23 protein-coding genes are annotated in these 23,155 nt (G+C 63.1%); 12 read left to right on the plus strand and 11 right to left on the minus strand.

Going from position 1 to position 23,155, the window contains the following annotated elements; genetic code table 11:
- The first annotated feature begins 164 nt into the window (after positions 1-164).
- On the plus strand, positions 165-1,208 hold the full coding sequence (locus NKJ64_RS26420) for an aldo/keto reductase (protein ID WP_023715391.1): 1,044 nt from the start codon (positions 165-167) through the stop codon (positions 1,206-1,208).
- A gap of 20 nt (positions 1,209-1,228) precedes the next feature.
- On the opposite strand, the gene NKJ64_RS26425 is transcribed toward NKJ64_RS26420, so the two are convergent.
- On the minus strand, positions 1,229-2,200 hold the full coding sequence (locus tag NKJ64_RS26425) for a glycosyl transferase family 90 (RefSeq protein WP_023682407.1): 972 nt from the start codon (positions 2,198-2,200) through the stop codon (positions 1,229-1,231).
- Between the two features lie 178 nt (positions 2,201-2,378).
- On the opposite strand from NKJ64_RS26425, the gene NKJ64_RS26430 reads away from it, so the two are divergent.
- The gene (locus tag NKJ64_RS26430; protein ID WP_023673009.1) at positions 2,379-2,537 is read left to right on the plus strand and encodes a hypothetical protein; all 159 of its coding nucleotides are present in this window, start codon (positions 2,379-2,381) and stop codon (positions 2,535-2,537) included.
- A 72-nt stretch (positions 2,538-2,609) separates the two neighbouring features.
- On the opposite strand, the gene NKJ64_RS26435 is transcribed toward NKJ64_RS26430, so the two are convergent.
- Positions 2,610-2,870, minus strand: coding sequence for a DUF982 domain-containing protein (locus NKJ64_RS26435; protein ID WP_023682408.1), 261 nt, complete (start codon positions 2,868-2,870; stop codon positions 2,610-2,612).
- Between the two features lie 82 nt (positions 2,871-2,952).
- The gene (locus NKJ64_RS26440) at positions 2,953-3,618 is read right to left on the minus strand and encodes a GntR family transcriptional regulator (protein ID WP_023689520.1); all 666 of its coding nucleotides are present in this window, start codon (positions 3,616-3,618) and stop codon (positions 2,953-2,955) included.
- Between the two features lie 149 nt (positions 3,619-3,767).
- On the opposite strand from NKJ64_RS26440, the gene NKJ64_RS26445 reads away from it, so the two are divergent.
- Both NKJ64_RS26445 and NKJ64_RS26450 read left to right on the plus strand, forming a co-directional pair.
- Positions 3,768-5,033 (plus strand): multidrug efflux MFS transporter, encoded by a 1,266-nt coding sequence (locus NKJ64_RS26445; RefSeq protein WP_023682410.1) that lies wholly within the window; start codon positions 3,768-3,770, stop codon positions 5,031-5,033.
- Between the two features lie 43 nt (positions 5,034-5,076).
- Positions 5,077-5,451 carry a DUF423 domain-containing protein gene (locus NKJ64_RS26450; RefSeq protein ID WP_023826081.1) on the plus strand — a complete coding sequence of 125 codons (375 nt, stop codon included), beginning with the start codon at positions 5,077-5,079 and terminating at the stop codon, positions 5,449-5,451.
- 36 nt (positions 5,452-5,487) lie between these two features.
- Here NKJ64_RS26450 and NKJ64_RS26455 read toward each other — a convergent pair whose 3' ends face one another.
- Together NKJ64_RS26455 and NKJ64_RS26460 are read right to left on the minus strand one after the other, a co-directional pair.
- Positions 5,488-5,631 (minus strand): hypothetical protein, encoded by a 144-nt coding sequence (locus NKJ64_RS26455; RefSeq protein ID WP_023697463.1) that lies wholly within the window; start codon positions 5,629-5,631, stop codon positions 5,488-5,490.
- 61 nt (positions 5,632-5,692) lie between these two features.
- Positions 5,693-5,836 (minus strand): hypothetical protein, encoded by a 144-nt coding sequence (locus NKJ64_RS26460; RefSeq protein WP_023673015.1) that lies wholly within the window; start codon positions 5,834-5,836, stop codon positions 5,693-5,695.
- Positions 5,837-5,982: 146 nt separating this feature from the next.
- Here NKJ64_RS26460 and NKJ64_RS26465 point away from each other — a divergent pair, with 146 nt between their 5' ends.
- Positions 5,983-7,092: a LacI family DNA-binding transcriptional regulator gene (locus NKJ64_RS26465; protein ID WP_023743624.1), complete on the plus strand. Its 1,110-nt coding sequence runs from the start codon at positions 5,983-5,985 to the stop codon at positions 7,090-7,092.
- Here the strand turns inward: NKJ64_RS26465 and NKJ64_RS26470 are convergent.
- Positions 7,081-8,274, minus strand: a complete 1,194-nt coding sequence (locus tag NKJ64_RS26470; protein ID WP_023826083.1) for an OpgC family protein — start codon at positions 8,272-8,274, stop codon at positions 7,081-7,083. The two genes, NKJ64_RS26465 and NKJ64_RS26470, sit on opposite strands and share 12 nt — an antisense overlap.
- Before the next feature lie 217 nt (positions 8,275-8,491).
- Here NKJ64_RS26470 and NKJ64_RS26475 point away from each other — a divergent pair, with 217 nt between their 5' ends.
- Positions 8,492-9,163: an alpha/beta hydrolase gene (locus NKJ64_RS26475; RefSeq protein WP_245270327.1), complete on the plus strand. Its 672-nt coding sequence runs from the start codon at positions 8,492-8,494 to the stop codon at positions 9,161-9,163.
- A gap of 57 nt (positions 9,164-9,220) precedes the next feature.
- On the opposite strand, the gene sthA is transcribed toward NKJ64_RS26475, so the two are convergent.
- Complete coding sequence (gene sthA / locus NKJ64_RS26480; RefSeq protein ID WP_023682415.1) at positions 9,221-10,609, minus strand: Si-specific NAD(P)(+) transhydrogenase; 1,389 nt, start codon at positions 10,607-10,609, stop codon at positions 9,221-9,223.
- A 190-nt stretch (positions 10,610-10,799) separates the two neighbouring features.
- Here sthA and NKJ64_RS26485 point away from each other — a divergent pair, with 190 nt between their 5' ends.
- The 3 genes from NKJ64_RS26485 to NKJ64_RS26495 all read left to right on the plus strand — a co-directional run bounded on the left by NKJ64_RS26485 (position 10,800) and on the right by NKJ64_RS26495 (position 13,192).
- Positions 10,800-11,270, plus strand: a complete 471-nt coding sequence (locus tag NKJ64_RS26485; protein ID WP_023673020.1) for an RDD family protein — start codon at positions 10,800-10,802, stop codon at positions 11,268-11,270.
- 139 nt (positions 11,271-11,409) lie between these two features.
- Entirely contained in the window at positions 11,410-12,174 is a 765-nt protein-coding gene (locus NKJ64_RS26490; protein WP_023829427.1) for an arginyltransferase, read from the plus strand.
- Between the two features lie 121 nt (positions 12,175-12,295).
- The gene (locus tag NKJ64_RS26495; RefSeq protein ID WP_023829426.1) at positions 12,296-13,192 is read left to right on the plus strand and encodes a DMT family transporter; all 897 of its coding nucleotides are present in this window, start codon (positions 12,296-12,298) and stop codon (positions 13,190-13,192) included.
- Here the strand turns inward: NKJ64_RS26495 and NKJ64_RS26500 are convergent.
- Together NKJ64_RS26500 and parC are read right to left on the minus strand one after the other, a co-directional pair.
- Entirely contained in the window at positions 13,180-14,394 is a 1,215-nt protein-coding gene (locus NKJ64_RS26500; RefSeq protein WP_023682419.1) for an AI-2E family transporter, read from the minus strand. The two genes, NKJ64_RS26495 and NKJ64_RS26500, sit on opposite strands and share 13 nt — an antisense overlap.
- A gap of 280 nt (positions 14,395-14,674) precedes the next feature.
- The gene (parC, locus tag NKJ64_RS26505) at positions 14,675-16,927 is read right to left on the minus strand and encodes a DNA topoisomerase IV subunit A (protein ID WP_023694915.1); all 2,253 of its coding nucleotides are present in this window, start codon (positions 16,925-16,927) and stop codon (positions 14,675-14,677) included.
- A gap of 404 nt (positions 16,928-17,331) precedes the next feature.
- On the opposite strand from parC, the gene NKJ64_RS26510 reads away from it, so the two are divergent.
- Entirely contained in the window at positions 17,332-18,522 is a 1,191-nt protein-coding gene (locus NKJ64_RS26510; protein ID WP_023734156.1) for an aq_1923 C-terminal domain, read from the plus strand.
- 230 nt (positions 18,523-18,752) lie between these two features.
- On the opposite strand, the gene aspS is transcribed toward NKJ64_RS26510, so the two are convergent.
- On the minus strand, positions 18,753-20,540 hold the full coding sequence (aspS, locus tag NKJ64_RS26515; RefSeq protein ID WP_352463590.1) for an aspartate--tRNA ligase: 1,788 nt from the start codon (positions 20,538-20,540) through the stop codon (positions 18,753-18,755).
- 640 nt (positions 20,541-21,180) lie between these two features.
- Positions 21,181-21,939, minus strand: a complete 759-nt coding sequence (locus NKJ64_RS26520) for a DeoR/GlpR family DNA-binding transcription regulator (protein WP_023715384.1) — start codon at positions 21,937-21,939, stop codon at positions 21,181-21,183.
- A gap of 107 nt (positions 21,940-22,046) precedes the next feature.
- On the opposite strand from NKJ64_RS26520, the gene NKJ64_RS26525 reads away from it, so the two are divergent.
- Positions 22,047-22,238: a hypothetical protein gene (locus NKJ64_RS26525; RefSeq protein WP_352463587.1), complete on the plus strand. Its 192-nt coding sequence runs from the start codon at positions 22,047-22,049 to the stop codon at positions 22,236-22,238.
- Positions 22,238-23,035, plus strand: a complete 798-nt coding sequence (locus NKJ64_RS26530) for an MFS transporter (protein WP_352463588.1) — start codon at positions 22,238-22,240, stop codon at positions 23,033-23,035. Before NKJ64_RS26525 ends, NKJ64_RS26530 begins: the two co-directional genes overlap by 1 nt.
- Positions 23,036-23,155: the final 120 nt, after the last annotated feature.

Consider the following 23,155-nt stretch of genomic DNA (forward strand, 5'->3'; position numbering starts at 1 on the left):
CGCCAGCCAGCCGATCATCGCTGCAAATCGGCGAGGCATGGCTGATCCATCGCCGTGGCATGGCGACAAGCCGCTCAAATTGTCCTACAAATGGCGGACCCGTTCGGGCTTCCCCGCCCTTTCCTGCTAAAACCACCTCCCCACCAAAACTACGAGGATCTGACATGGAATACCGCACGCTTGGCCGTTCCGGCTTGAAAGTTTCGACGCTGACCTTGGGAACCATGACCTTCGGCGGCAGCGGGCCGTTCGCTGCCGTCGGCAATTCCGATCTCGCGGAGGCCTCGCGCATCATCGACACTTGCATCGATGCCGGCATCAATCTCATCGACACCGCCAATGTCTATTCGAACGGATTGTCGGAAGAGATCATCGGCGAGGCGCTCGGCGGCAAGCGCAAGAACGACGTGCTGATCGCCTCCAAGGCGCGCATGCGGATCGGCAAGGGCCCCAATGACGAGGGCCTGTCGCGCCATCATCTGATCCGCGAATGCGAGAAGAGCCTGAAGCGCCTCAGGACAGATGTCATCGACATCTATTTCCTGCACGAATGGGATGGCGCGACGCCGCTCGAGGAAACCATCGCCGCGCTCGACACGCTGGTTGCCCAGGGCAAGATCCGCTATGTCGGCTGCTCCAACTATTCCGGCTGGCAGGTCATGAAGGCGCTCGGCATCAGCGACAGCCAGCACCAGCCGCGCTTCGTCACCCAGCAGATCCACTACACGCTGGAAGCACGCGAGGCCGAGTATGAGCTCTTGCCGATCTCGGTCGACCAGGGCCTTGGCGTGCTGGTGTGGAGCCCGCTCGCCGGCGGCCTGATGTCGGGAAAATACCGCCGCGACAGTCCGACGGCGCGCCAGATCGGCGGCTGGTCGGAACCACCGATCCGCGACGAGGACCGGCTGTGGCGGATCGTCGACGTGCTGGTCGACATCGGCGCCACTCGCGGCGTCTCGGCGGCCCAGGTGGCGCTGGCCTGGCTGCTTGGCCGGCCGGCCGTCAGTTCGCTGGTGATTGGCGCACGCAACGAGGCCCAGTTGAAAGACAATCTCGCCGCGGCAAGCCTGACGCTGTCCTTTGATGAACGCCAGCGCCTCGATGCCGTCAGCCGGCCGCCGGTGCTCTATCCCTACTGGCACCAGCAGTTTACGGCGAAGGACCGCTTCGGCCCGGCCGATCTGGTTATGGACCGCAGCGTTATCTGACTTAAGGGCGCCGGAAGCGGCTAGCCCGCGATAAACCGCCAGACCTGCGGATCGGGCTCGATCTGGCCGCTGAGCACGAAATATTTGTAGAGCACGAGCAGGCAGATCGCCTGCTCGGCCCGCTCGTCGGCGAATTTGCGGCAATAGGCGTTGGCCGCCGCAACGATGCGCTGGGCCTCGGCCGGATGCTGCTCGAGATGATGCACCCGCTCGGCCAGATCGCTGAAGTCGGGCGCCAGCGGCACATAATGGACATCGGGCTCGAGTTGCCCCTCGGCGAACCAGGTCTCGTAAGTCGGCGGCGGCATCAGGCAGAGCGAGTTCGAGCTCATGATCCATTTCAGATTGGTCGCGACATCATTGCCTTCGAGCGAGATGATGTAGCGGTAGCGGCGCTGCTGATCGATGCTGAGATAGGGCTTGCGGTATTCCGCAAGTGCTGTCGCCCTCGGCGTGCCGACATCGCAGAACGGCAGATTGCGGGCTGCATCCAGCAACAAGGTGCGGATCGGATTGTTGAGTTCGCCGCGCCAAACGACGAGCGGATGCTTGTCGGCGAAGGCGACATCGTCGGCCGGCATGTAGAAATGACGGAACTTGTTCAGCTTGAACAGGACGCCGTTGCCGTTGTCGCCCGCTATCGGCCGGTCCTTGACGATCGACGGCATCTTCGGCACTTCGATGACGTCGCCGAATTCCAGGTCGATGCGCAGATCTGGGTCGAAATAACGGGTGAACTCCTTCAGATCGTAATAGTACATGCTGCGGTCCGACGGCAGCCGGCTGACCGGCACGGCCTCGGGGCTGGGGCTAAAAGGCTCCCGCAGCGTGTTGTAGTAATTGAGCCGCTGGCGGACCGATGCGTCGGAAAGCCTGGCCTGATCGAGCAGCCGGCCGAGCCGGCGCCGGAAAAGAACCGGCGGCGCGATGTCGCGCATGGCGTTGCGCGCATAGTAGATCAGCTTCTGTGCGTTTCTTTGAAGCGTGGCCATCGGTCGTTTTGATTCGAAATCGGTCGGCGGCGGCTCCAGCAACTGTCCCGCAGCCTTTTCTAAACCATTGTGTTCGCCATCACGCAAGTCCAGAACCGCTGGCATCTGCCCTCGCGGCGCTGTTGTGTTTGCCGGCCAATGCTTCTAGGCAGGATCAGGCACAGCGAAAGGAAACGATATGGCTCGACCACCGAATTACGGTCAGGAACGCAAAGAGCGCGACCGGCAGAAGGCCGCCAAGAAGGCGGAGAAGCTCGCCGCCAAGGTCGCGGCCAAGGAGCGCGCCGAGCCTGAGAACGAGGCAAGTTCCAAAACCGACACCGAGACAGAAAAATAGGCAAGACAGGATCACCGGCCCGCGAAACGGGCCGGATCCTGGCAAAATGCCGGTGTGATCAGGCCGATGTGATCAGGCCGGGGCCTTGTCGCTGACGAAGACGTTCACCTCGCGCGCGGCGGCGATGAAGGCGCGTCTTGCAATCATCGCCGGCTTGTCGCCGGCCAGCGCGTCATGGCAGGCCTGCAGCGCTTCGCGGTGCTTGGGGCTGCGCTTGCCGGGCCAGCTGTTGAGCAGGTAATCGGAAGCCTCGCGCACCGTACGCAAGAGCTGAGTGCTTCCCTCCGTGCCCGACTTAACGGTCACGGGTGTTTCAAATCGGTTGTTTTCCATGGCCGCCTCTTACGCCATCGGCGTCCGCGAAGCGAGGCCGAAAGCGGATCGCGACGGCGTTCTTTCGTTTTCGTGACCAGTATCAAGCGGCGACGACGGCAAAACCCCTGGCGCGTAGGCCGCGCCGGTCATTGTGCAACGACGTCACCAGGCGGGCGCGGCTGCCGGCTATATGGGCGGAAAGTCGCGCCGCCGCCGCATCGGCATCGCCGGCCCGCACCGCTGCCAGAATGGCGTGATGCTCGCTCCAGGCGCGGCCAAGGGCCGCCTCGTCGCGCACCTCCAGCCAGCGCGCCCGCGACAGCCGCGTCATGGCATCGCGCACGGCCCGAAACAGGAACTCGTTGCCGGAGAGCCGCGCCAGTTCGATATGGAAATCCATGCCGACGCGGTGCCATTCCTCGCGCGGCGTGGCAGTGTCGCAGGAGTCCAGCATCGCCTCGATGACATCGGCTGCGCTCCTGTCGGCCAGCGCCGAAGTCAGCCTGACCGCCGCGACCTCGACCGCTTCGCGGTACACCGCGATCTGTTCCAGTTCGGCAAGGTTGATCGGCGACACGGTCCAGCCGCGCCCGTCGCGGCAGATCAGCCCTTCCGTCTCCAGCCGCAGCAGGGCTGCCCTGACCGGCGTGCGCGAGGCGCCGAAGCGGCTCTCGATCCAGCGCTCCGTCAGCCGCTCGCCAGGACCGACCTCAAGGCCAAGGATCATCTCGCGAAGCGCTTTTTCGACGATCTGCATCTGCGACATAGTTGCTTCCATTGCTGGCGATCGGCCTTGCCCGTTGGTCTTGCCGATCACATTGAGAGCGCCTGATTGACAGCAGCCGGGCTTTGCGTCCATGAGGTACCAAGTTGGTATCCCAAAATGGTATCCGCAGCAAGCGGACAGGATAGGACATGCCGCAGGACAGTGCAGCGCAGGCCGCCGAAGCGCCTTCCACCTACAACATTCATTGGCGGCGCAACCTGCTCGTGTGCTTTGCCGGATCGTTCAGCACGCTTGTGGCGATGACGCTGTTGCTGCCGTTCCTGCCGCTCTATGTCGAACAGCTGGGCGCCGTGGGCCACGCGGCGATCGTGCAATGGTCCGGCATCGCCTTCGGCGCCACCTTCCTTGCCGCCGCCCTTGTCGCACCGCTGTGGGGGCGGCTCGGCGACCGCTACGGCCGCAAGGTGATGCTGGTGCGCGCCAGTTTCGGCATGGCGATCTGCATGTCGCTGACCGGCATGGTGCAGACCGTCTGGCAATTGGTGCTTTTGCGCCTGCTGATCGGCTTTGCCGGCGGTTATTCCTCAGGCTCGACGATCCTTGTCGCCATGCAGACGCCGAAGAAGCGCTCCGGCTGGGCGCTCGGCGTGCTGTCGGCCGGCATCACCGCAGGCTCCCTGGTCGGCCCGTTGCTTGGCGGCGCGCTGCCGCCATTGATCGGTATTCGCGCCACCTTCCTCATCGCGGGCGGCGTCATTTTCCTGGCGGCGCTGGCGACGACGTTCCTGATCAAGGAGATGCCTCGCCCGCCAATGCAGGCACAACCCAAGGAGAAACCAAAGGGCGGTTGGGCGCAGATCCCCGACAAACGCCCTGTCGTGGCGATGCTGGCAACCGGCATGCTGTTCACCTTCGCCAACATGTCGATCGAGCCGATCATCACCGTCTACGTCCAGCAACTGGTCGCGGACGCAAGCCGGGTGACGCTGGTCTCCGGTGTCGTCATGTCGGCGGCGGCGCTGGGCGCCATCCTGTCGGCGTCACGGCTGGGTAAGCTCGCCGACCGCATCGGCCACTGGAACGTCATCGTCGCATCGCTGGCCGTTTCGGCGCTGCTGTTGATACCGCAGGCCTTCGTCACCGAGAGCTGGCAGTTGGTCGGGCTGCGGTTCCTTATGGGTCTGGTGCTGGGCGGGCTGTTGCCCTGCATCACCAGCGTCATCCGCCACAATGTTCCCGATGGGGTCGGCGGCAATGTGCTGGGCCTGGCAATCTCGGCGCAATATGTCGGCCAGGTCGCGGGGCCGCTGCTGGGCGGCTTCGTCGGCGGCCATTTCGGCATGCGCGCGGTGTTTCTCGGCACGTCGGTGCTGATGGCGGGCGGTGCCGCGTATAATTGGCTGGCCCAGGCGCGCCGCACGCGCGACATGCTGGCGATATCGGAAAAATCCTGACAGACAGGTCGCGCCGCCTATCGTCAATCACGGAGCCCGAGACATGAGCATAGCCGAGTCAGCACCAGCAAACAGCGCGCGCATCCTCGTTTTCGCCGGCGGCCTCGCCGGCGCGGCGGGCGTGGCGCTGTCGGCGGCATCAGCGCATCTCGGCGGCGCCTTCGTCGGCACGGCGGCATCCTTCCTGATCATGCATGCGCCGGTGTTTTTGGCCGTCGGCCTCGCCGGCGCAAGCCGGATCTTGCGGATCGGCAGCCTGGTGCTGCTCGTCGGGCTTGTTCTGTTCTGCGGCGATCTGCTGGCACGGGATTTCGTGGGATCGCGGCTGTTCCCGATGTCGGCGCCGATCGGCGGCACCTTGCTCATCGCGGGCTGGCTGGTGATCGCGGCCTCGGCGCTCGTGCGGCAACGGTCCTGACGGGGCAAGAACCCTGCCCCACCAAATATCGCAGATTTAATCCTGCCGGCTTTCCGGCAGCAGGTCGCGGTTGCGCTTGGCAGGCTTGGTCGGCCGCCGCCGTTGCGGCTGCTCCGTGGCAGGCGAGATACCCCAGTAATTGCGATAAATGTCTTCGAACAGATGCTTCACGGGATGCATGGTCGTTCCTCTTCAAGAACTTGAATCGATCCAATCAGCTGGCACGAAAATGTCTGGCCGATCAGCTGCGCTTGCGTTTCACAAGGTATTGCAGGTCACGCCTCCACGGCCCGACCTTGTCGCGGCGCCTGCGGGTGGCGGCGTCGGAGACTATGCCCCAATCATTGCCGTAGATGTCTTCGAACAGATAATTCACGGGATGCATGGCACCGTCCTCTTGAATCGATCCAAGTTGTACTTGATGAATCCCTTGGATCGATTCAAATATAGACCCTCTCCGCCGTCCGATCAAGGGAAAATTTGAACCGATCCAACGAAAGTGCTAAACAGGCTCCGGTTCAGGAGACGAAAATGACGGCATTGACCTCCGGCAAGACGAGACCAGTGCGGCTTGCCGACATCGCCAAGGCGGCCGGGGTCTCGCACGGTACCGCGTCCAACGTGTTCGCTCGCCCGGAAATCGTGCGCGAAGAGGTCCGCGAGCGGGTCAAGGCGGCGGCGGAAGCGATGGGCTATGCCGGCCCGGATCCCAAGGGCCGGCTGCTGCGCGCCGGCAAGGTCAACGCCATCGGCGTGGCAACGGCAGAACCATTGTCCTATTTCTTCGACGATCCCTTTGCCCGCGTCATGATGGCCAGCATTTCGCAGGCCTGCGACGCCACCGGCGCCGGAATTTCGCTGGTCTCGGCCGCCAACAGCGAGCAGCTCGCCTGGAACATCCAGAGCGCCCTGGTCGACGGCTTCATCGTGTTCTGCATCGAGGGTGGGTCGCGGCTGGTCGAACTGGCGCGCGAACGCAAACTGCCTTTCGTGGCGCTTGATCTCGATTCGGAAAATGAGGCGGTCGCTGCGATCGGCGTCGACAACGTCGCCGGCGCGGGTCTGGCGGCGCGCCATCTGGCCGAGTTCGGCCATCGCAGCTTTGCCGTACTCGCCCTGGAATCTGCCGACGCTGGCTTTGGTCCCGTCACGCAGGAGCAAGTCGAGACGACATCCCTCTACTCGGGCACACGCGACCGTCTGCGTGGCTATTTCGGCGAGCTCTCCCGCTTCGGCATCGACGTCTCGCAAGTGCCAATCTACGAAACCCTCAATGACGAGGCGAGCGTGCGGGCCGGCCTCGATCATATTTTCGCGCTGCCGCAGACGCCGACGGCAATCCTGGCCATGTCGGACAAGATTGCGCTGCATGCGCTCGACTGGCTGCGCGAGCGTAACATTGCCGTGCCGGGCGATGTGTCCATCGTCGGCTTCGACGGCGTGCCGGAAGGCGCCGACTCCGAGCCGCCACTAACCACCGTCGCCCAGCCGATCGCCGAGATGGGACGCCTGGCCGTCAAGGCGATCCTCGAAAATGACGGCTCGCAGCACCGGCAATTGCTGCCGGTCGATCTCGTGGTGCGGGGGTCGTCCGGCCCCTCGCCTGCTAGCCAGGCGGCTGATGTGGGATCATCGGCTTAGCCTTGGCATCGCGGGCATGCCGAAGGTCTGGTGAACGGCTGGCGCTTCTTTGCGAACCGGCTTTTTGCTCGAGCCGATGCCGGACAGCCACTCAAGATAGAAGGCGAGCACGAATTGCATGGCGATGCCGGCCGAAATCAGCAAGGCGTCATATGCAAAGCCGCCCGGATTGATCAGCTTCATCACCTGCGCCGCCATGGCGATCAGCGTGCCGGCGAGGAACACCGGCAAGGAGCGCTTGCCGAGCAGCGCTAGCGGATGATCCGGGCTGAGACGGAACAGGTTCGAGAAAGCCGGCAGGGCGACGATCAGATAGCTCACCGCCAATATGTGCAGGAGCCGCGGCAGCGACAGGAACGTCTTGTCGAAGCCGCCGATCACCACGGGCAGGTTAAACCACGTTATCTCGCCCCAGAGCGGGCTGTGCACCCAGACCGCCGCTGCCGCGACATAGGCCGCCGCGGCGCCCACCAGCCAACGATTGACGGGAATTGTGCCGCCGCGCCTGACATGCAGCATGCCGGCAAGGCCGATGTTGAACAGGAATTGCCAGGACAGCGGGTTGAGGAACCAGAAGCCGGGCTCGGGATAGTTCGGCGGCGCGATCTGCCAGAGGCCGGCGGCAAGCCACAGCGCGCCGGAAAAGACCAGCGCCGGGAGCGGCCGGTAGCTGACGAAGAGCAGGAAAAGCGGCGCCATCAACAGCAGCGCCGCATAGACCGGCAAAATGTTGTTGTAGCCAAGCTGGTGGCCGAGCGTGACAATGCCGATCATGACCTCCGGCGTGTTCTTCATCAGCGGCTCGATGTTGATCAGCTTGAGCAGTTCCGGCCGCCGGCCGTACACCGCCGCGGCGCAGAACAACGCCATCACAACCATGGTGGTGACGATGTGGGCACTGTAAAGCACGCCGGCCCGGCGCCACATCTTCAACATCGCCAGCAGCCGGCCGCCCGGCTGGAACTTGTTGCCATAGGCGAGTGCGACCGACATGCCGGAAATCAGCACGAAGGCTTCCGCCGCGTCCGAGAATCCGAAATTCTTGTAGGTCAGCGTTTCGAAGACGGTGCCCGGCACGTGGTCGATATAGATGGTCAGGAGTGCGAGCGCACGGAACACGTCAATGCGCGTGTCGCGATCGGCGATACGCGGGGCGCGATCGGGCGGAACTGGCAGGGTCATCGACAAAAGGCCTCAAAGGAGAGCAAGGGTGCTCGCGTTGTTCATGCCGGGATGCGACCATCGGCGCACACCGCTTCGATTCCTCCCGCAGGGAGCATATCGGCGCAGAAACGGTCTGAAATGAGCCTGTTGCAATCACATTTGGCGGAGCGTGAAAATATTCCGTTTTGAAGCTGGCAAAGGACCAATGTCTCCGTGAAAACAACGAGATATGAGCGTGCATCGATATAGCGACGAGAACGCCTTTCTGCACCAGGATCTGGCCTTTCCCTACCGCCTCCTCAAGCCGGAGAATGCCGGCGGCGAGAGCCTGTTTTTACTGCACGGATCGGGTGTCGACGAAACGACGATGGTCCCGACTGCGAGGCAGATCGCCCCTAACGCCACGCTGGTCGCGGTGCGTGGCCGCATCCGCCAAGAAGACGGCTTCCGCTGGTTCGAGCGGATCACGCCGACCAGTTTCGAACAGGCGAGCATCCGTGCCGAAACATCGTACTTTGCCGCCTTCGCAAGCGAGGCCGCAAAGCGCCACGGGCTCGACCTCGCCCGGGCGACTTTCCTCGGCTATTCCAACGGCGCCAATCTGGTTTCCAGCCTGATGCTGCTCAACTCCGGCCTCGTCCGAAAAGCGGCGTTGCTGAGAGCAATGCCCGTGCTTGACGATGCGCCGGCAACCAATCTGACCGGAACGCGCGTCCTGATTGTCGCCGGTGCCGCCGATGAGACCTACGGGCCGTTTGCGCCGCCACTGGTGACGCTGCTCAACAAACATGGCGCCGAGGTCGATGCGCGCATCGTGCCTTCAGGTCACGAAATCGGCGACCCGGATGCCGCCATCGTCCGGCAGTGGCTTGCGGGACCAGCATTGGCCGCACGCCAGGCAGGCTAGGAGACCTTGGTAGACCGCATCGGCGCCCGGCGGAACAGCTGAGCAGATGCTCGTCGCCTAGCCCTGTCCCATCCGGTTCCAAGCATCGAGCCCGGCGATCTTGTAGGCTTCGGCCAGCGTCGGATAGTTGAAGGTGTTGTTGACGAAGAAATCAACCGTGCCGCCGAGGTTGATCACCGCCTGGCCGATATGGATCAGTTCGGTGGCGCCTTCGCCGACGATGTGGGCGCCGAGCAGGCGGCGCGTTTCGACCGAGAACAGCAGCTTCAGAAAGCCGGAGTTGACGCCCATGATGTGGCCGCGCGAGGTTTCGCGGAACCGCGCCAGACCGACTTCATAAGCAGCGCCGCTCTCGCGCACCTGCTCCTCCGACTGACCAACGGTGGAGATTTCCGGCACGGCGTAGATGCCATAGGGGAAGGTTTCCGGCGGCGGTGGCAGTTGCACGCCGAAGGCGTGGCAGGCGGCCACCCTGCCTTGCTCCATCGATGTCGAGGCAAGGCTGGGGAAACCGATGACGTCGCCGGTGGCATAGATGTTGGGCGCACTGGTCTGGAAGGTCTGCGGATCGACCTTGATGCGGCCCCGGGAATCGGCCTCGATGCCGACCACGTCGAGGCCGAGGCTGCCGAGATTGCCGCTGCGGCCGGCGGCGTAAAGCACGATCTCGGAGCGGATGGTGCGGCCATCGGCGAGCGTCACTTCGGCATAGTCGGGTTTTGAGACGATTTCCTTGACCGTACTGCCGAGGCGAATGGTCATGCCGCGGTCGCGCATCTGGTGGATGAAGTCGTCGACGATCTCGCGGTCGACGAAATCGAGGATGGTGTTGCGCGGCTCCACCAGCGTCACCGGCACGTCGAGCGCCGAAAAGATCGTCGCATATTCAACGCCGATGACGCCGGCGCCGATCACCGTCAGCGTGCGCGGCAGATGGTCGAGTTCCAGCATCTCATCGCTGTCGAAGACGCGGATCTTGTCGAAAGGCACGTCGCGCGGCCGGTGCGGCCTGGTGCCGACCGCGATCAGCGCATTGGTGAAACCAACCTCCGAGTAGTCGCCATTGTCTGCCGTCAGGCTGACCTTGTTTGGGCCGACGAATTTCGCCATGGCGCGGACGCTTTTGACGGCGTTGCGCATAAACTGGTGCTGCAGCACCTCGACCTCGTGGTCGAGCGTCTTGTGCAGCCGCTCGACCAGGTCGGCGATGGAGATGTCCTGCTTGACCCGGTAGCCGCGGCCGTAAAAGCCCCGCTCGCGCCAGCCGGACAGGTTCAGCACCGTCTCGCGCAGCGTCTTCGACGGGATGGTGCCGGTGTGCACCGAGACGCCGCCGAGGCGCCGGCCCCTGTCGACCACCAGCACCGATTTGCCGAGCTTTGCCGATTGCACCGCGGCGCGGCGCCCGGAAGGGCCGCTGCCGATGACCAGCATGTCGTAATCCATGTAACCCCGTCCCCTCGGCGTCTTGTTGCGCCGCAGCAAGCTAACGCCATCCGTCCACCAAATTCAATCGGCTCAACCGCGCCACACTGCCGACCCGGACCGATGGACGAACCGATCTTGATTCCGCCCGCGGTCTTCACCATTTCAGTGGCGGCGCACCCTAGCGTGGCGCCTGTTACGAGGACATGACATGAACGCGCGCGTACTTGACGGCGAAATCATCACCAGCAGGCTCGACGACGTCAGGGCCTATGACGGTGTGCGCACGCGGCGCATCCTGGCCTTCATCATCGACTATTGCATCGTGGCGCTGCTCACCATTCCGTTCGCGATCCTGGTGGCCGTGCTTGGCCTTTTGACATTCGGTCTTGGCTGGGCGCTGTATTCCATCCTCGTGCCGGCGGTCGCCATTCTCTACATCTGGAACACGCTGGGCGGTCGCAACCAGGCCACATCAGGCATGAAGATGATGGGCATTCGGCTCGATCGTCTCGACGGCAGCCGTATCGACGGCCTCACCGCCGTTGTCCATTCGGTGCTGTTCTGGGCGAGCACGGTCATCCTGACGCCGCTCGTCCTCCTGGTGACGCTGTTTTCCGATCGCAAGCGCACACTGCACGACCTGCTGCTTGGCACCGTCGTCAGCCGCAGCGACCGTTGAACCGGCGTCCAACCGACGCCAACAGGCATTTGTGCGCAAATGTGAAGGGGTCCGTTCAACCCCGCCTTCACAATCCTGTTGAATTTTTCGCCAGCCAAGCCAAAGGTAGAGCGATTCGCAGGAGTGTTCCCAAGGTTCGATGACGCACCATCCGACCCAGTCGCCGCAGTTCTTCCTGACCGCGCCATCGCCGTGCCCGTATCTCGAGGGCCAGTTCGAACGCAAGGTGTTCACGCATCTGGTCGGCGACAAGGCGCCGGAGATGAACGATCTGTTGACGCAAGGCGGTTTCCGGCGCTCGCAGAACATCGCTTACCGTCCCGCCTGCGAGACCTGCCGCGCCTGCGTCTCGGTGCGTATCCTGGCGCAGGAGTTCACCGCCAGCCGCAACATGAAGCGGGTGATCCAGCGCAATTCCGATCTGATCGGCGCCATGCACGACGCGCAGCCGTCGACCGAGCAGTATTCGCTGTTTCGCGGCTATCTCGACGCTCGCCATCGCCGCGGCGGCATGTCCGACATGACGGTGCTCGACTACGCCATGATGGTCGAGGATACCCATGTCGACACCAAGGTGATCGAATACCGGCGCCGCGGCCCCGACACATTCATCACCGGCAAGGGCCAGGGCGAGCTGATCGCCGTGGCGCTGACCGACAAGATGGCCGATGGCCTGTCGATGGTCTATTCCTACTTCAATCCCGAGTTCGAGGACCGTTCGCTCGGCACCTTCATGATCCTCGACCATATCGCCCGCGCCCGGGCCATGGGCTTGCCCCATGTCTATCTCGGCTACTGGGTCAACGGCTCGCGCAAGATGAACTATAAAATGCGCTTCATGCCGCAGGAGCATCTCGGCCCGAAGGGCTGGGAACGCTACGCCCACGAAGCGGTCACGCGCTGATTTTTCTTCTTACCAGATCCTGATCTAAACATTTTCAGCCGAGACGATGCTGGTCTTTCCGACCGTTGGCGGGGCGATTGCGCCGACCGGCATCTGCTCAAATCATCGCGAAAGCCGTTGCATGTCCTCTCACAATGCCCACACCAAAGGACTTCTGCTCACCGCGCTTGGCGGGCTGGCGCTGACCATCGACATTCCCCTGATCCGGCTCGCCCATGGCGAAGCCTGGACGATCCTTTTGCTGCGCACCGGCTGCACCTTCGTGGCGGGGCTGATCGTATGGGCCATCTGGCGCTCGTTCAGCAAGAATGCTCCGCAGCTGATACCCGGCTGGTCGGGGCTCGTGGTCGCCACACTCTACGGGCTCGGCGCAATCGCCTTCATCACCGCCGTCTACAACACCTCGACCGCCAATCTGGTTTTCATCCTGGCCTTCTCCACCATGTTCTCGGCGCTGCTGTCGTGGCTGTTCCTGAAGGAGCGACCGCAGCCGCTGACGCTTGCGGCAATGGCGCTGATGATCGTCGGCATCGCGATCATCGTCGGCGATTCCGTCGGCACGGGAAATCTGTTCGGCGATGTGATGGCGCTGTGTTCGGCCTTGGCGATTGCCTGCGCCATCACCGTTTCACGCGCCAGCGGCAGGGATATGGGATTCACCGCGCTGACCGGCGTCCTGCTGCCGTTCGGGCTGGCGGCGCTCATGGTCTCCAAGACCGGTTTTCAGGTGGAGGCGCCATGGTGGATCGTTTTCAACGGCGCCGTCATCATGCCGTTCGCCTTCTTCTGCCTCGCCAACGGGCCGAAATACATTTCAGGCCCGGAAGTGGCGATGTTCTATCTCCTGGAAACGGTTCTGGCGCCGGTCTGGATATGGATGATCTTTGCCGAGACGCCGTCGCGCAACAGCTTGATCGGCGGCGTGATCCTGATCGTCACGCTGGTTGCCCATTCCCTGTGGCAGTTGCATGAAGGGCGCAAGCGCCGGGCAGCGCTCGCCGTCGCTTACCCAGCCTGACTTTTCTTCGCCGGGCCGGCGACAATCTCGATCTGCGGCGGCCCGCCTTCGAGCTCGGCCGCCGCGTCGGGAACGGTGTCTTCGGCCAGTTCCACCTCGCGCAGCCATTCGCGCCATATCGCCACCAGCAGCGCCATCAGCACGGGGCCGATGAACAGGCCGAGAAAGCCCATCGTCTTGACGCCGCCGATCAGGCCGAAAAAGGTGGGCAGGAAGGGCAATTTGATCGGTCCGCCGACCAGCTTCGGGCGCAAGGTCTTGTCGACGATGAACAGTTCCACCGCGCCCCAGATGAACAGCGCCAGACCCGCCATCGGCGAGCCGCTGGCGGCGAGGTAGATCGATACCAGCGTAAACGACAGCGGCGCGCCACCGGGGATCAGCGCCATCACGCCGGTGAGCGCGCCGAGCGTCACCGGCGAGGGCACCCCGGCCAGCCAGTAGGCGATGCCCAGCACCAGCCCCTCGCCGATGGCGATCACGGTCATTCCGGTAACGGTCGAGGAAATGGTCGCCGGAACCACGCGCGAAATCCGCTCCCAGCGTGTCGGCAGGATGCGTTCGCCGAGCCGGTCGATCTGGCTGGCAAAGTGTTCGCCGTCGCGGTAGGCGAAGAACAGCGCGATCATCATGAACAGCAGCGTCAGCAACAGGCCGAAGGCGCTGCCGCCGGCAGCCAGCACGCCGCGATAGATGCTGCCGATATTGGCGCCGCTGACCAGCTGGATCAGCTCGCCGATGCCGCCGGGATGGCCGAAATTGTCGATCCACTGTTCGTTCAGCCACTCGCCGACGACAGGCAGCGAGGTGATCCAGTGCGGTGTGACCGCGCCGTGCCTGTTGGTCTCGATCGCCCAGCCCACCCATTCGCGGACCTCGTTGATGGCGTAGGTGCCGGCGAGCGCTATCGGCACCACCAGGAAGGCAAGGATGAACAGGATGGCGAGCGTCGCGGCGACGGTGCGGTTGCCGCCGACACCGGCAAGCAGCCGGCGGTAGAGTGGCCAGCTGGCAAAAGCGATGACGAGGGCTGCCAGCACGGGAAACAGGAAGCCGTGGAAGAAATAGACGCCGGCAGCAACGATCAGCACCAACAGCCAGCGCGCCGCCGACAGCGGCGGAATGACGGCGGATCGCAACGGTGTCGACAGGCCGAACAGGCGCTGCTGACGTTCCGGCTTCTGGATCTTCGCTTCCTTCAAACGGTCAATTCTCCCCGGCCTACACAGCGTTTATGCACTGTTATAGTGCCGCAATAGTGACGATAGTCCAAATGGTTGGTGAAGCTGCCAATCTCCCCCTTGTGGGGGAGATGTCCGGCAGGACAGAGGGGGGCGCGAAGGATCGCCAGCCTGGCACCCGACATTGAAGACCCAAGAGTTGCGACCGAGTGGCGAGCCATGACCATTTGATGCGCTGGCGGGACAGCGCCCCCCTCTGGCCTGCCGGCCATCTCCCCCACTTGGGGGGAGATCAGCAGCTTCAACCAAATTTCCCCGTCCGCGGAAACCCCTTCGGCACCATCCGTCCGGCCGACGCTCTCGCGCCGATCCATTCCGCCAGTTCCTCGCGCGACCTGACGAAGGTGCGGTCGGCGGAATCCTGCCAGGACAGGCCGCTCGCCAGCGTGAAGGGTTTCAGGTCGAGCAGACCGCCATCCTTGTATTTCTGCAGGCGAACGCCCTTGCCGCGGCCCATCTCGGGAATTTCGGAGAGCGCAAACACCAGCATCTTGCGGTTCTCGCCGACAATTGCGAGATGATCGCCTGACACCGGGACGCAGGCCTTGGCCTCGTCGGGCGCCTTGACGTTCATCACCTGCTTGCCCTTTCGGGTGTTGGCGACGACCTCCTCCTCCGGCACGACGAAACCATTGGCATCGTAGGAGACGAGCAGCAGCTTGCGCTTCGGGTCGTGGACGAAGGCGGTGACGATGTCCTGGTCGTTGTCCATGTCGACGATGATGCGGATCGGTTCGCCATGGCCGCGGCCGCCCGGCAGCCGGTCGGCGCCGATGGTGTAGAATTTTCCGCCGGTGGTGAAGACCAGGATCTTGTCGGTGGTCTGGGCATGGAAGGCGAGCTTGAGGCTGTCGCCTTCCTTGAAGGTGAGCGTGGAATGGTCGGCCAGATGGCCTTTCATCGCCCGCAGCCAGCCCTTTTCCGAGACCACCACGGTGACCGGCTCGCGCTCGATCATGGCGTGCGCAATGTCGGTCAGATCATGCTCCGGCGCGTCGGCGAACTGGGTGCGGCGCTTGCCGAGTTCGGTCTCGGGGCCGAACTTGTCGCGAACCTGCGTCACTTCCCATTTGATCGTCGACCATTGCTTGGCGTCGGATGCGAGCAATGCCTCGATCTGCTTCTTCTCGGTGGTGAGACCGTCGAACTCCTTGCGGATCTCGAACTCTTCCAGCTTGCGCAGGGCCCGCAGCCGCATGTTGAGGATGGCTTCGGCCTGGGTGTCGGTGAGCGACCAACGGGCCATCATCACCTGCTTGGGCTCATCCTCCTCGCGGATGATCCTGATGACCTCGTCGATGTTGAGATAGGCGATCAGGTAGCCGGCAAGGATTTCCAGCCGCTTCTCGATCTCGCCAAGCCGATGCTTCGAGCGGCGGATCAGCACATCGCGCCGATGGTCGAGCCACTCCTTCAGCACGCCCTTCAGCGACAGGACGTTAGGCACCTTGCCGCGCGACAAAACGTTCATGTTGAGGGGAAACCGGCTTTCAAGTTCGGTCAGCTTGAACAGCGATTCCATCAGAATGCCGGGATCGACCGAACGGCTCTTCGGTACGAGCACAATGCGGACGTCCTCGGCGCTTTCGTCTCTGACATCCTCGAGCAGCGGCAATTTGCGCGCGATCAACAGCTCGGCGATCTTCTCGATCAGCCTGGCCTTCTGGATGCCGTAAGGGATTTCGGTGACGACGATGCTCCAGGTGCCCCTACCCTGATCCTCCTGGCCCCATTTGGCGCGCACGCGAAAACCGCCGCGGCCGGTCTCATAGGCCTCCAGGATGGAAGCGCGGCTGTCGACGATGATGCCGCCGGTCGGAAAATCCGGCCCCTGGACGAACTCCATCAGCTTTGTCACCGGCGCGTCCGGCTGCTCGATCAACTGCAGCGCTGCGTTGCAAAGCTCGGCGGCATTGTGCGGCGGGATGGACGTGGCCATGCCGACCGCAATGCCGGAGGAACCGTTGGCGAGCAGATTCGGGAAGGCGCCGGGAAGCACTACGGGCTCCTCGTCCTCCTCATTGTAGGTTGGCCGGAAATCGACGGCGTCCTCGGTGATGCCGGCAAGCAAATCGCTCGCCACCTCGGTCATGCGCGCCTCGGTATAGCGCATGGCGGCGGCGTTATCGCCGTCGATATTGCCGAAATTGCCCTGCCCGTCGACGAGGGGATAGCGCATGGAGAAATCCTGCGCCAGGCGCACCAGCGCGTCGTAGATCGACTGGTCGCCATGCGGATGGAACTTGCCCATCACGTCGCCGACGATGCGGGCGCATTTGGCAAAGCCCTGGTCGGGGTTGAGCCTGAGCAGCCGCATCGCATGCATGATGCGGCGGTGCACAGGCTTCAGCCCGTCGCGCACGTCAGGCAGCGCCCGGTGCATGATGGTCGAGAGCGCATAGGCGAGATAGCGCTCTTCCAGCGCCTTCTTCAGATCGACCGGTTCGATGTGGTCACCGCCGCCATTTTCAGGCGGCAAAATCCTTTTTCCCATGCGGCTGGACTAGCCGAGCGGGTGATTCGCGGCAAGGCGGGGCTGCGGAAATCCGCACTTTGCAGCCTTTGAGCTTACGAGGGCGGCTCAAGGTCCGACAATGGATGTGACGGACTTCATGTTCCCCCTTGCCGTCCCTGTGCAACAGCAACGGTAGCAGTGCTGTTGCCAACCAACATCAATCTGTTACACGCCCTCTCTAAGGCAGGAGACGGTACGCAGGGGAGCCCGACCTTCATGACATATTCACCGCATCGGGCGAAGGCTCCCGCTCCGATTTGCCTTTCGCCGTGATTTTCGACAACTCTGCGGGAAAGCGCCTTTTTCCCGTCCAGTTCGTCACGGAATGGTGATGGCGTAGAATTGAGAAAACACTTTTTCAGGACTCTCTCAGGGAACTCGCGATGACAATCCAACGTTCGACACTCAAGAAACTTGCTTTTTCGACCTTTTTGCTGACGCTGCCGCTGAATGCCGCCTTTGCGCAAGACACGGCGGTTGCCGACCGACTGAAGGCCGCACTTGCCGTCCAGGGCGTCGATATCACCTGGACCGGCGTTACCGGCGACAATTCCAGCATGGTGCTGCAGGGCGTGTCGGTCAAACCGGCGGCCGAAAAGGAGGCGCTGCCGATCGGCGACGTCAAGCTCGAAGGCGTGACCGAAGCCAATGGCGGCTTCGATGTCGCGACCATCACGACTTCGGCCTTCGAGCACAGCAAGGACGGCGTCACGCTCAACCTCACCCCCTTCGTCATCCACGACGCCAACATCCCGGCTGAGGGCGCTACAGGCCCGCTCGGCTCGATGATGATCTACAAGTCAGCCGAACTCGAAAACCTGACGGTCAAGGTTGCCGACAAGACCGCCTTCTCGGTGGATGGGCTTGCTGTCCAGATCACGCCGCCGGCCGACGGCAAGGCGATGGAGTTTTCCGCCACGACGGAAAAGTTCAACGCCGACCTGACCCTGGTCGACGATGCGAAATCTAAGGAAGCCATCGAGGCCCTCGGCTACCAGAACATAACGGGCAATATCGAGATCGGCGGCACCTGGCAGCCGAGCGACGGCAAGATGGACCTGTCGAAATACGATATCTCGGTCGAGAATGCCGGCACGCTCGGCATGACCTTCGGCCTCGGCGGCTACACGGTCGACTTCGTCAAGTCGCTGCAGGAGATGCAGAAGAAGATGGCGGCGCAGCCCGAAGGCGCCGACAATTCGGCGCAAGGCATGGCCCTGCTCGGCCTTTTGCAGCAGCTTTCCTTCAACAGCGCCTCGATCCGCTTCGACGACGATTCGCTGACCGGCAAGGTGCTTGAATATGTCGGCAAGCAGCAGGGCATGTCGGGCAAGGACATCGCCAACCAGGCCAAGGCGATCGTGCCGTTCGGCATGGCGCAGCTCAACAATCCCGAACTGACCGCCGAAGTGACGGCCGCGGTGAGCAAGTACCTCGACGATCCGAAGAGCCTCGAGATTTCGGCCGAGCCGCCGGCAGCGGTGCCGTTCGCGCTGATCATGGCCGGCGCCATGTCCAACCCGGCCGACCTGACCAAGACGCTCGGCGTCCACGTCAAGGCCAACGAAGACTGATCGAAGTTCGCTCCCTTCTCCCCGTCACTATACGGGGAGAAGGTGCCGGCAGGCGGATGAGGGGCGGCGCCAACGCCTGCAAATTGTAGTTCGATGCTGAACCGATTGTCAGAAGGCGCCAACTGCTAAGGCCGTTCGCCAATCGCCTGCATGCGTGCTGCCCCTCATTGTCCTGCCGGACATTTCTCCCCGTATAGAGACGGGGAGAAAGGGCAGCTGCAACGCTGCTGTCAGCCCTTCTTCACTGCCGCGACACGCAGCGACAGATCACGCAACTGCTGCGGCGAGGCTTCCGAAGGCGCGTTCATCAACAAATCGTAGGCCTGCTGGTTCATCGGGAACATGGTGATCTCTCGCAGGTTCTTGGCGCCGACCAGCAGCATGACGACACGGTCGACGCCGGCCGCCATGCCGCCATGCGGCGGGGCGCCATACTGGAAGGCGCGGTAGAGGCCACCAAAGCGTTCTTCCACCGTGGCGCGGTCGAGGCCAACCGTCTCGAACGCCTTGACCATGGTTTCCGGCAAATGGTTGCGGATACCGCCAGAGGCGATCTCGAAGCCGTTGCAGACCATGTCGTACTGGAAGGCCTTTATGCCGAGCAGGTCGTCGCCGTTGAGCGCGTCGATACCGCCTTGCGGCATCGAGAACGGGTTGTGGGCGAAGTCGATCTTCTTCTCCTCCTCGCTCCATTCGAAGAACGGGAAGTCGACGATCCAGCACAATTCGAAGCGCTCGCGGTCGACAAGGTTCAGTTCTTCGCCGGCACGCGTACGCGCGGCACCGGCGAAGGTGACGAACTTCTTCGGATCGCCGGCGACGAAGAAGGCGGCGTCGCCATCGGCAAGGCCGAGCTGCTGACGGATCGCCTCGGTGCGCTCCTCGCCGATGTTCTTGGCCAATGGACCGGCGCCTTCAAGCTTGTCGCCTTCCTTGCGCCAGAAGATGTAACCCAGTCCCGGCTGGCCCTCGCCCTGCGCCCACGAGTTCATGCGGTCGCAGAAGGCGCGGCTGCCGCCGGTCTTGGCCGGAATGCCCCACACTTCGGCCTTCGGATCGTTGGCCAGGATGTTGGCGAAGACCTTGAAGCCGGAATCGCGGAAATGGTCGGAGACGGCCTGCATCTCGATCGGGTTGCGCAGGTCCGGCTTGTCGGAGCCGTATTTGCGCATCGCGACATCGTACGGGATGCGCTGGAATGTCTGCGTCACCGGCTTGCCGTTGGCGAAAGTCTCGAAGACGCCGCGCATCACCGGTTCCATGGTCGACAGCACGTCGTCCTGCTCGACGAAGCTCATCTCGAGGTCGAGCTGGTAGAATTCGCCGGGCAGGCGGTCGGCGCGCGGGTCCTCGTCGCGGAAGCAGGGCGCGATCTGGAAATAGCGGTCGAAGCCCGAAACCATGATCAGCTGCTTGTACTGCTGCGGCGCCTGCGGCAGCGCGTAGAAGGTGCCGGGATGGATCCGCGACGGCACCAGGAAGTCGCGCGCGCCTTCCGGCGACGAGGCCGTCAGGATCGGCGTCGAGAATTCGGTGAAGCCGACATCGGTCATGCGCTTGCGCATCTCGGCGATGATTTTCGTGCGCGCCACGATGTTCCTGTGCAGCGTCTCGCGGCGCAGGTCGAGGAAACGGTACTTCAGGCGGATGTCTTCGGGATAGTCGGGCTCGCCGAACACCGGCAGCGGCAATTCCTTGGCTGCCGACAGCACCTCGATCTCGCGGGCAAAGATCTCGATCTCGCCGGTCGGCAGGTTGGCGTTGGTGGTGTCCGGCAGGCGCGCCTTGACCTCGCCGTCGACGCGGATCACCCATTCGCCACGCAGCGTCTCGGCGACCTTGAAGGCGGGCGAATCCGGATCGACGACGATCTGGGTCAGGCCGTAATGGTCGCGCAGGTCGATGAACAGCAGGCCGCCATGGTCGCGCACGCGATGCACCCAGCCCGACAGGCGAACCGAAGAGCCGACATCGCTCTTTCTCAACTGGGCACAGGTGTGGCTGCGGTAACGATGCATTGTCATGTCAAAATTCCGGGGTGTTCTGGTTGCGGGCCGAAGCATCAAAGCCCGGTCCAAAATTTGCGCGAAAAGCGCATGGGAGGCCCGATTTGTCAAGGCAAGCCGGGTTTGGGTCGTCTCTCTAACCGCTCGTCAGTGTTGAAGTCTTTGCCAGGCTTGGCGCATTGCCGCCAGAAGTGTTTCTCGCGACAGTGCAGTCATCGAATGATCTGGAGATACTTCATGCCAAAACCCACAGTCCCGCCGAGTGTCGGGCCACATAATGGCCGCGAATTGGAGCTGATGCTTCAGGGCGACAAATCAATGGCCTTGTTCGCGGCGGAACCGGGTATGGACGCCGACATATTGGCGATGCAGGCTTTGCACCGTTTGTCGACAAAGGCCGCATCCTGAAGTTCACCCAGATTGTTCCTAAAACCTCAGTGGAAGAGCGCTGATACTGCCTGCCGACAGAAGAATGACGCTGCAAACTGAGCTTGTTGATCTCCAGAACGTGCCGCAGCGGAGAGGCCTTTGACATCTTCACATCGAATGATCTGGCGAGGCTTGAAGGAGCCCTTCTCGGTCATTCAAAGGAAGATGTCGAAGTGTTCGTCGCCCATGCTGCGTCCCGGACTGCCCGCGCGCCGAGCTCCGTTTAAGCCAAATGGATTTCGGCGCCCTGGCGTTCGAAATCCGCGAGGATTGCGGCCGGCGCGGTCTTTTCGACCACGAGGTGGCGGATCGCCTCTGGCCTGGCGACCCGGTAGGGTGCGGCTGTGGCCAGCTTGTCGTTGGTTACAGCGATGACGATGCCTGCGCTGTTCTTGGCCATGGCCCGCTTTACCTCGGCCTCAGCCGAATCGAAGGCCGTGACGCCGCGCGACGCATCGAGACCGCAGGATCCGAGAACAAACAAGTCCGCGCCAAGTTGCCCGACAGCTGCAAGCGTGTCGGCGCCGACGCAGGCGCCGAGATGGCGGTCGAACCGCCCGCCCAGCACAATCAGTTCGACCAAAGCGTGGTCTGACAGGACGGAGGCAATTTCGAGCGAATTGGTGGCGACGGTCAGATCTATGTCGCGCGGGATGGCCCTGGCGATCGCGGCATTGGTCGAGCCGCTGTCGATGAACAGGGTCTGTCCGCGCGAAAGCAGTGCCACGGTTGCGCGGGCCAGCCGCGTCTTTTCTTCGACGGCATGACTGGCGCGCAGGCCGACAGTCGTCGATGCGAAGGGTGCGGGCGCGACCGCACCGCCATAGACGCGGCGGCATTGCCCGGCCTTGGCGAGTTCCCTGAGGTCGCGGCGAACCGTGTCCTCCGAAACGCCGAAGCGGCTTGCCAGCTCGCCGGCCAGTACCCGGCCCTCGACGGCGAGGCGATCGCGAATGATTTGATGCCGCTCATCGGTCAGCATTGCATGATCCTGTTTTCTTTTTGCACGTTCTTGCACGATTTGCATGTTTGTGCAAGATAAGAGAATATCAACCACAATCGCCGGCTCTCTTCCCCGAAAGCATCGTCATGACCTTTGGCCTCCGCCTCGCTCCGCAACACCGGGTCTACGCCGGCTTTGCGATCTATTCGTTCGCCATGGGCCAAATCTTCCCGCGGCTGCCCGACATCAAGCATGCCATGGGCATAGGAGACGGCACGCTCGGGCTCAGCCTGATCGGGACGCCGATCGGCACCTTGACCTGTTTCCGGTCGGCCTGATGATCGGCAGCGTCGAGATCATTCTCAATGTCGAGGCCGACAGAACCGAATTCCTGCTCAAGCGCCGGATCATGAACCGGGCGCATTCGTTCTGGAGCATCGGCTTTTTCGGCGCCGGCCTGTTCGGCGCCGCGCTTGCGCATCTCGGCATTTCGCCGCAACTGCACCTGGCGATTGTCGTACCGATGGTGGCGACAGGAATCGCGCTGTTTCTCGGCGGTTACGAACCGGCGCCGAGCCGCTTCGCCGGCAATGACGAGACGGCGCCAACGCTGGCGCGGCCGACGCTGCCGATCCTCGTCCTCGTCGCGGTGACACTGTCGGCGATGCTGATGGAAGGCGCCAGCATCGACTGGTCGGCAATCTACATGCGCACCGTGTTCGATGCGGGCCCTTTCGTCGCCGGCTTCACCGTGGCGCTGTTTGCATTCTCGCAAGCGAGCACGCGCTTCTTTGCCGACTCCTTTGTCGACCGCCACTCGCCGAGCGTCGTGGCGCGGGTGCTGCTGGCGACGATGGCGGTCGGCGTGCTGCTCGTCTTCTTCTCGCCTCCCCGCTCGTATCGATGCTGGGCTTTGCGCTACTTGGCATCGGCAGCAGCGCGATCTTTCCGCTGGCGATCTCGGCGGCGGCCCAACGCACGGACCGCTCCGCGGCAATCAATGTCGCGGCGCTGTCGCAGATCTCCTTCGTCGCCTTCCTGCTCGGCCCGCCATTGCTCGGCTTCGTCTCCGACCATTGGGGCATTCGCTCGGCCTTCGGTATCGGCATCCCCTTCATCATCCTCAGCCTGCTGACTGCCGGCTCGCTTGGCCGAAGGGCGTCCCGGGGCAAGCCTGCGCCGGCGAGCGAAGCTTTGGCGAGGGCCGACGGAGCTTGAACGGCCGCACTTGAAGCCACACACCTGTTGGCGGCGG

This window comes from Mesorhizobium sp. M0062, assembly GCF_040323125.1.
Taxonomy (GTDB): Bacteria; Pseudomonadota; Alphaproteobacteria; order Rhizobiales; family Rhizobiaceae; genus Mesorhizobium.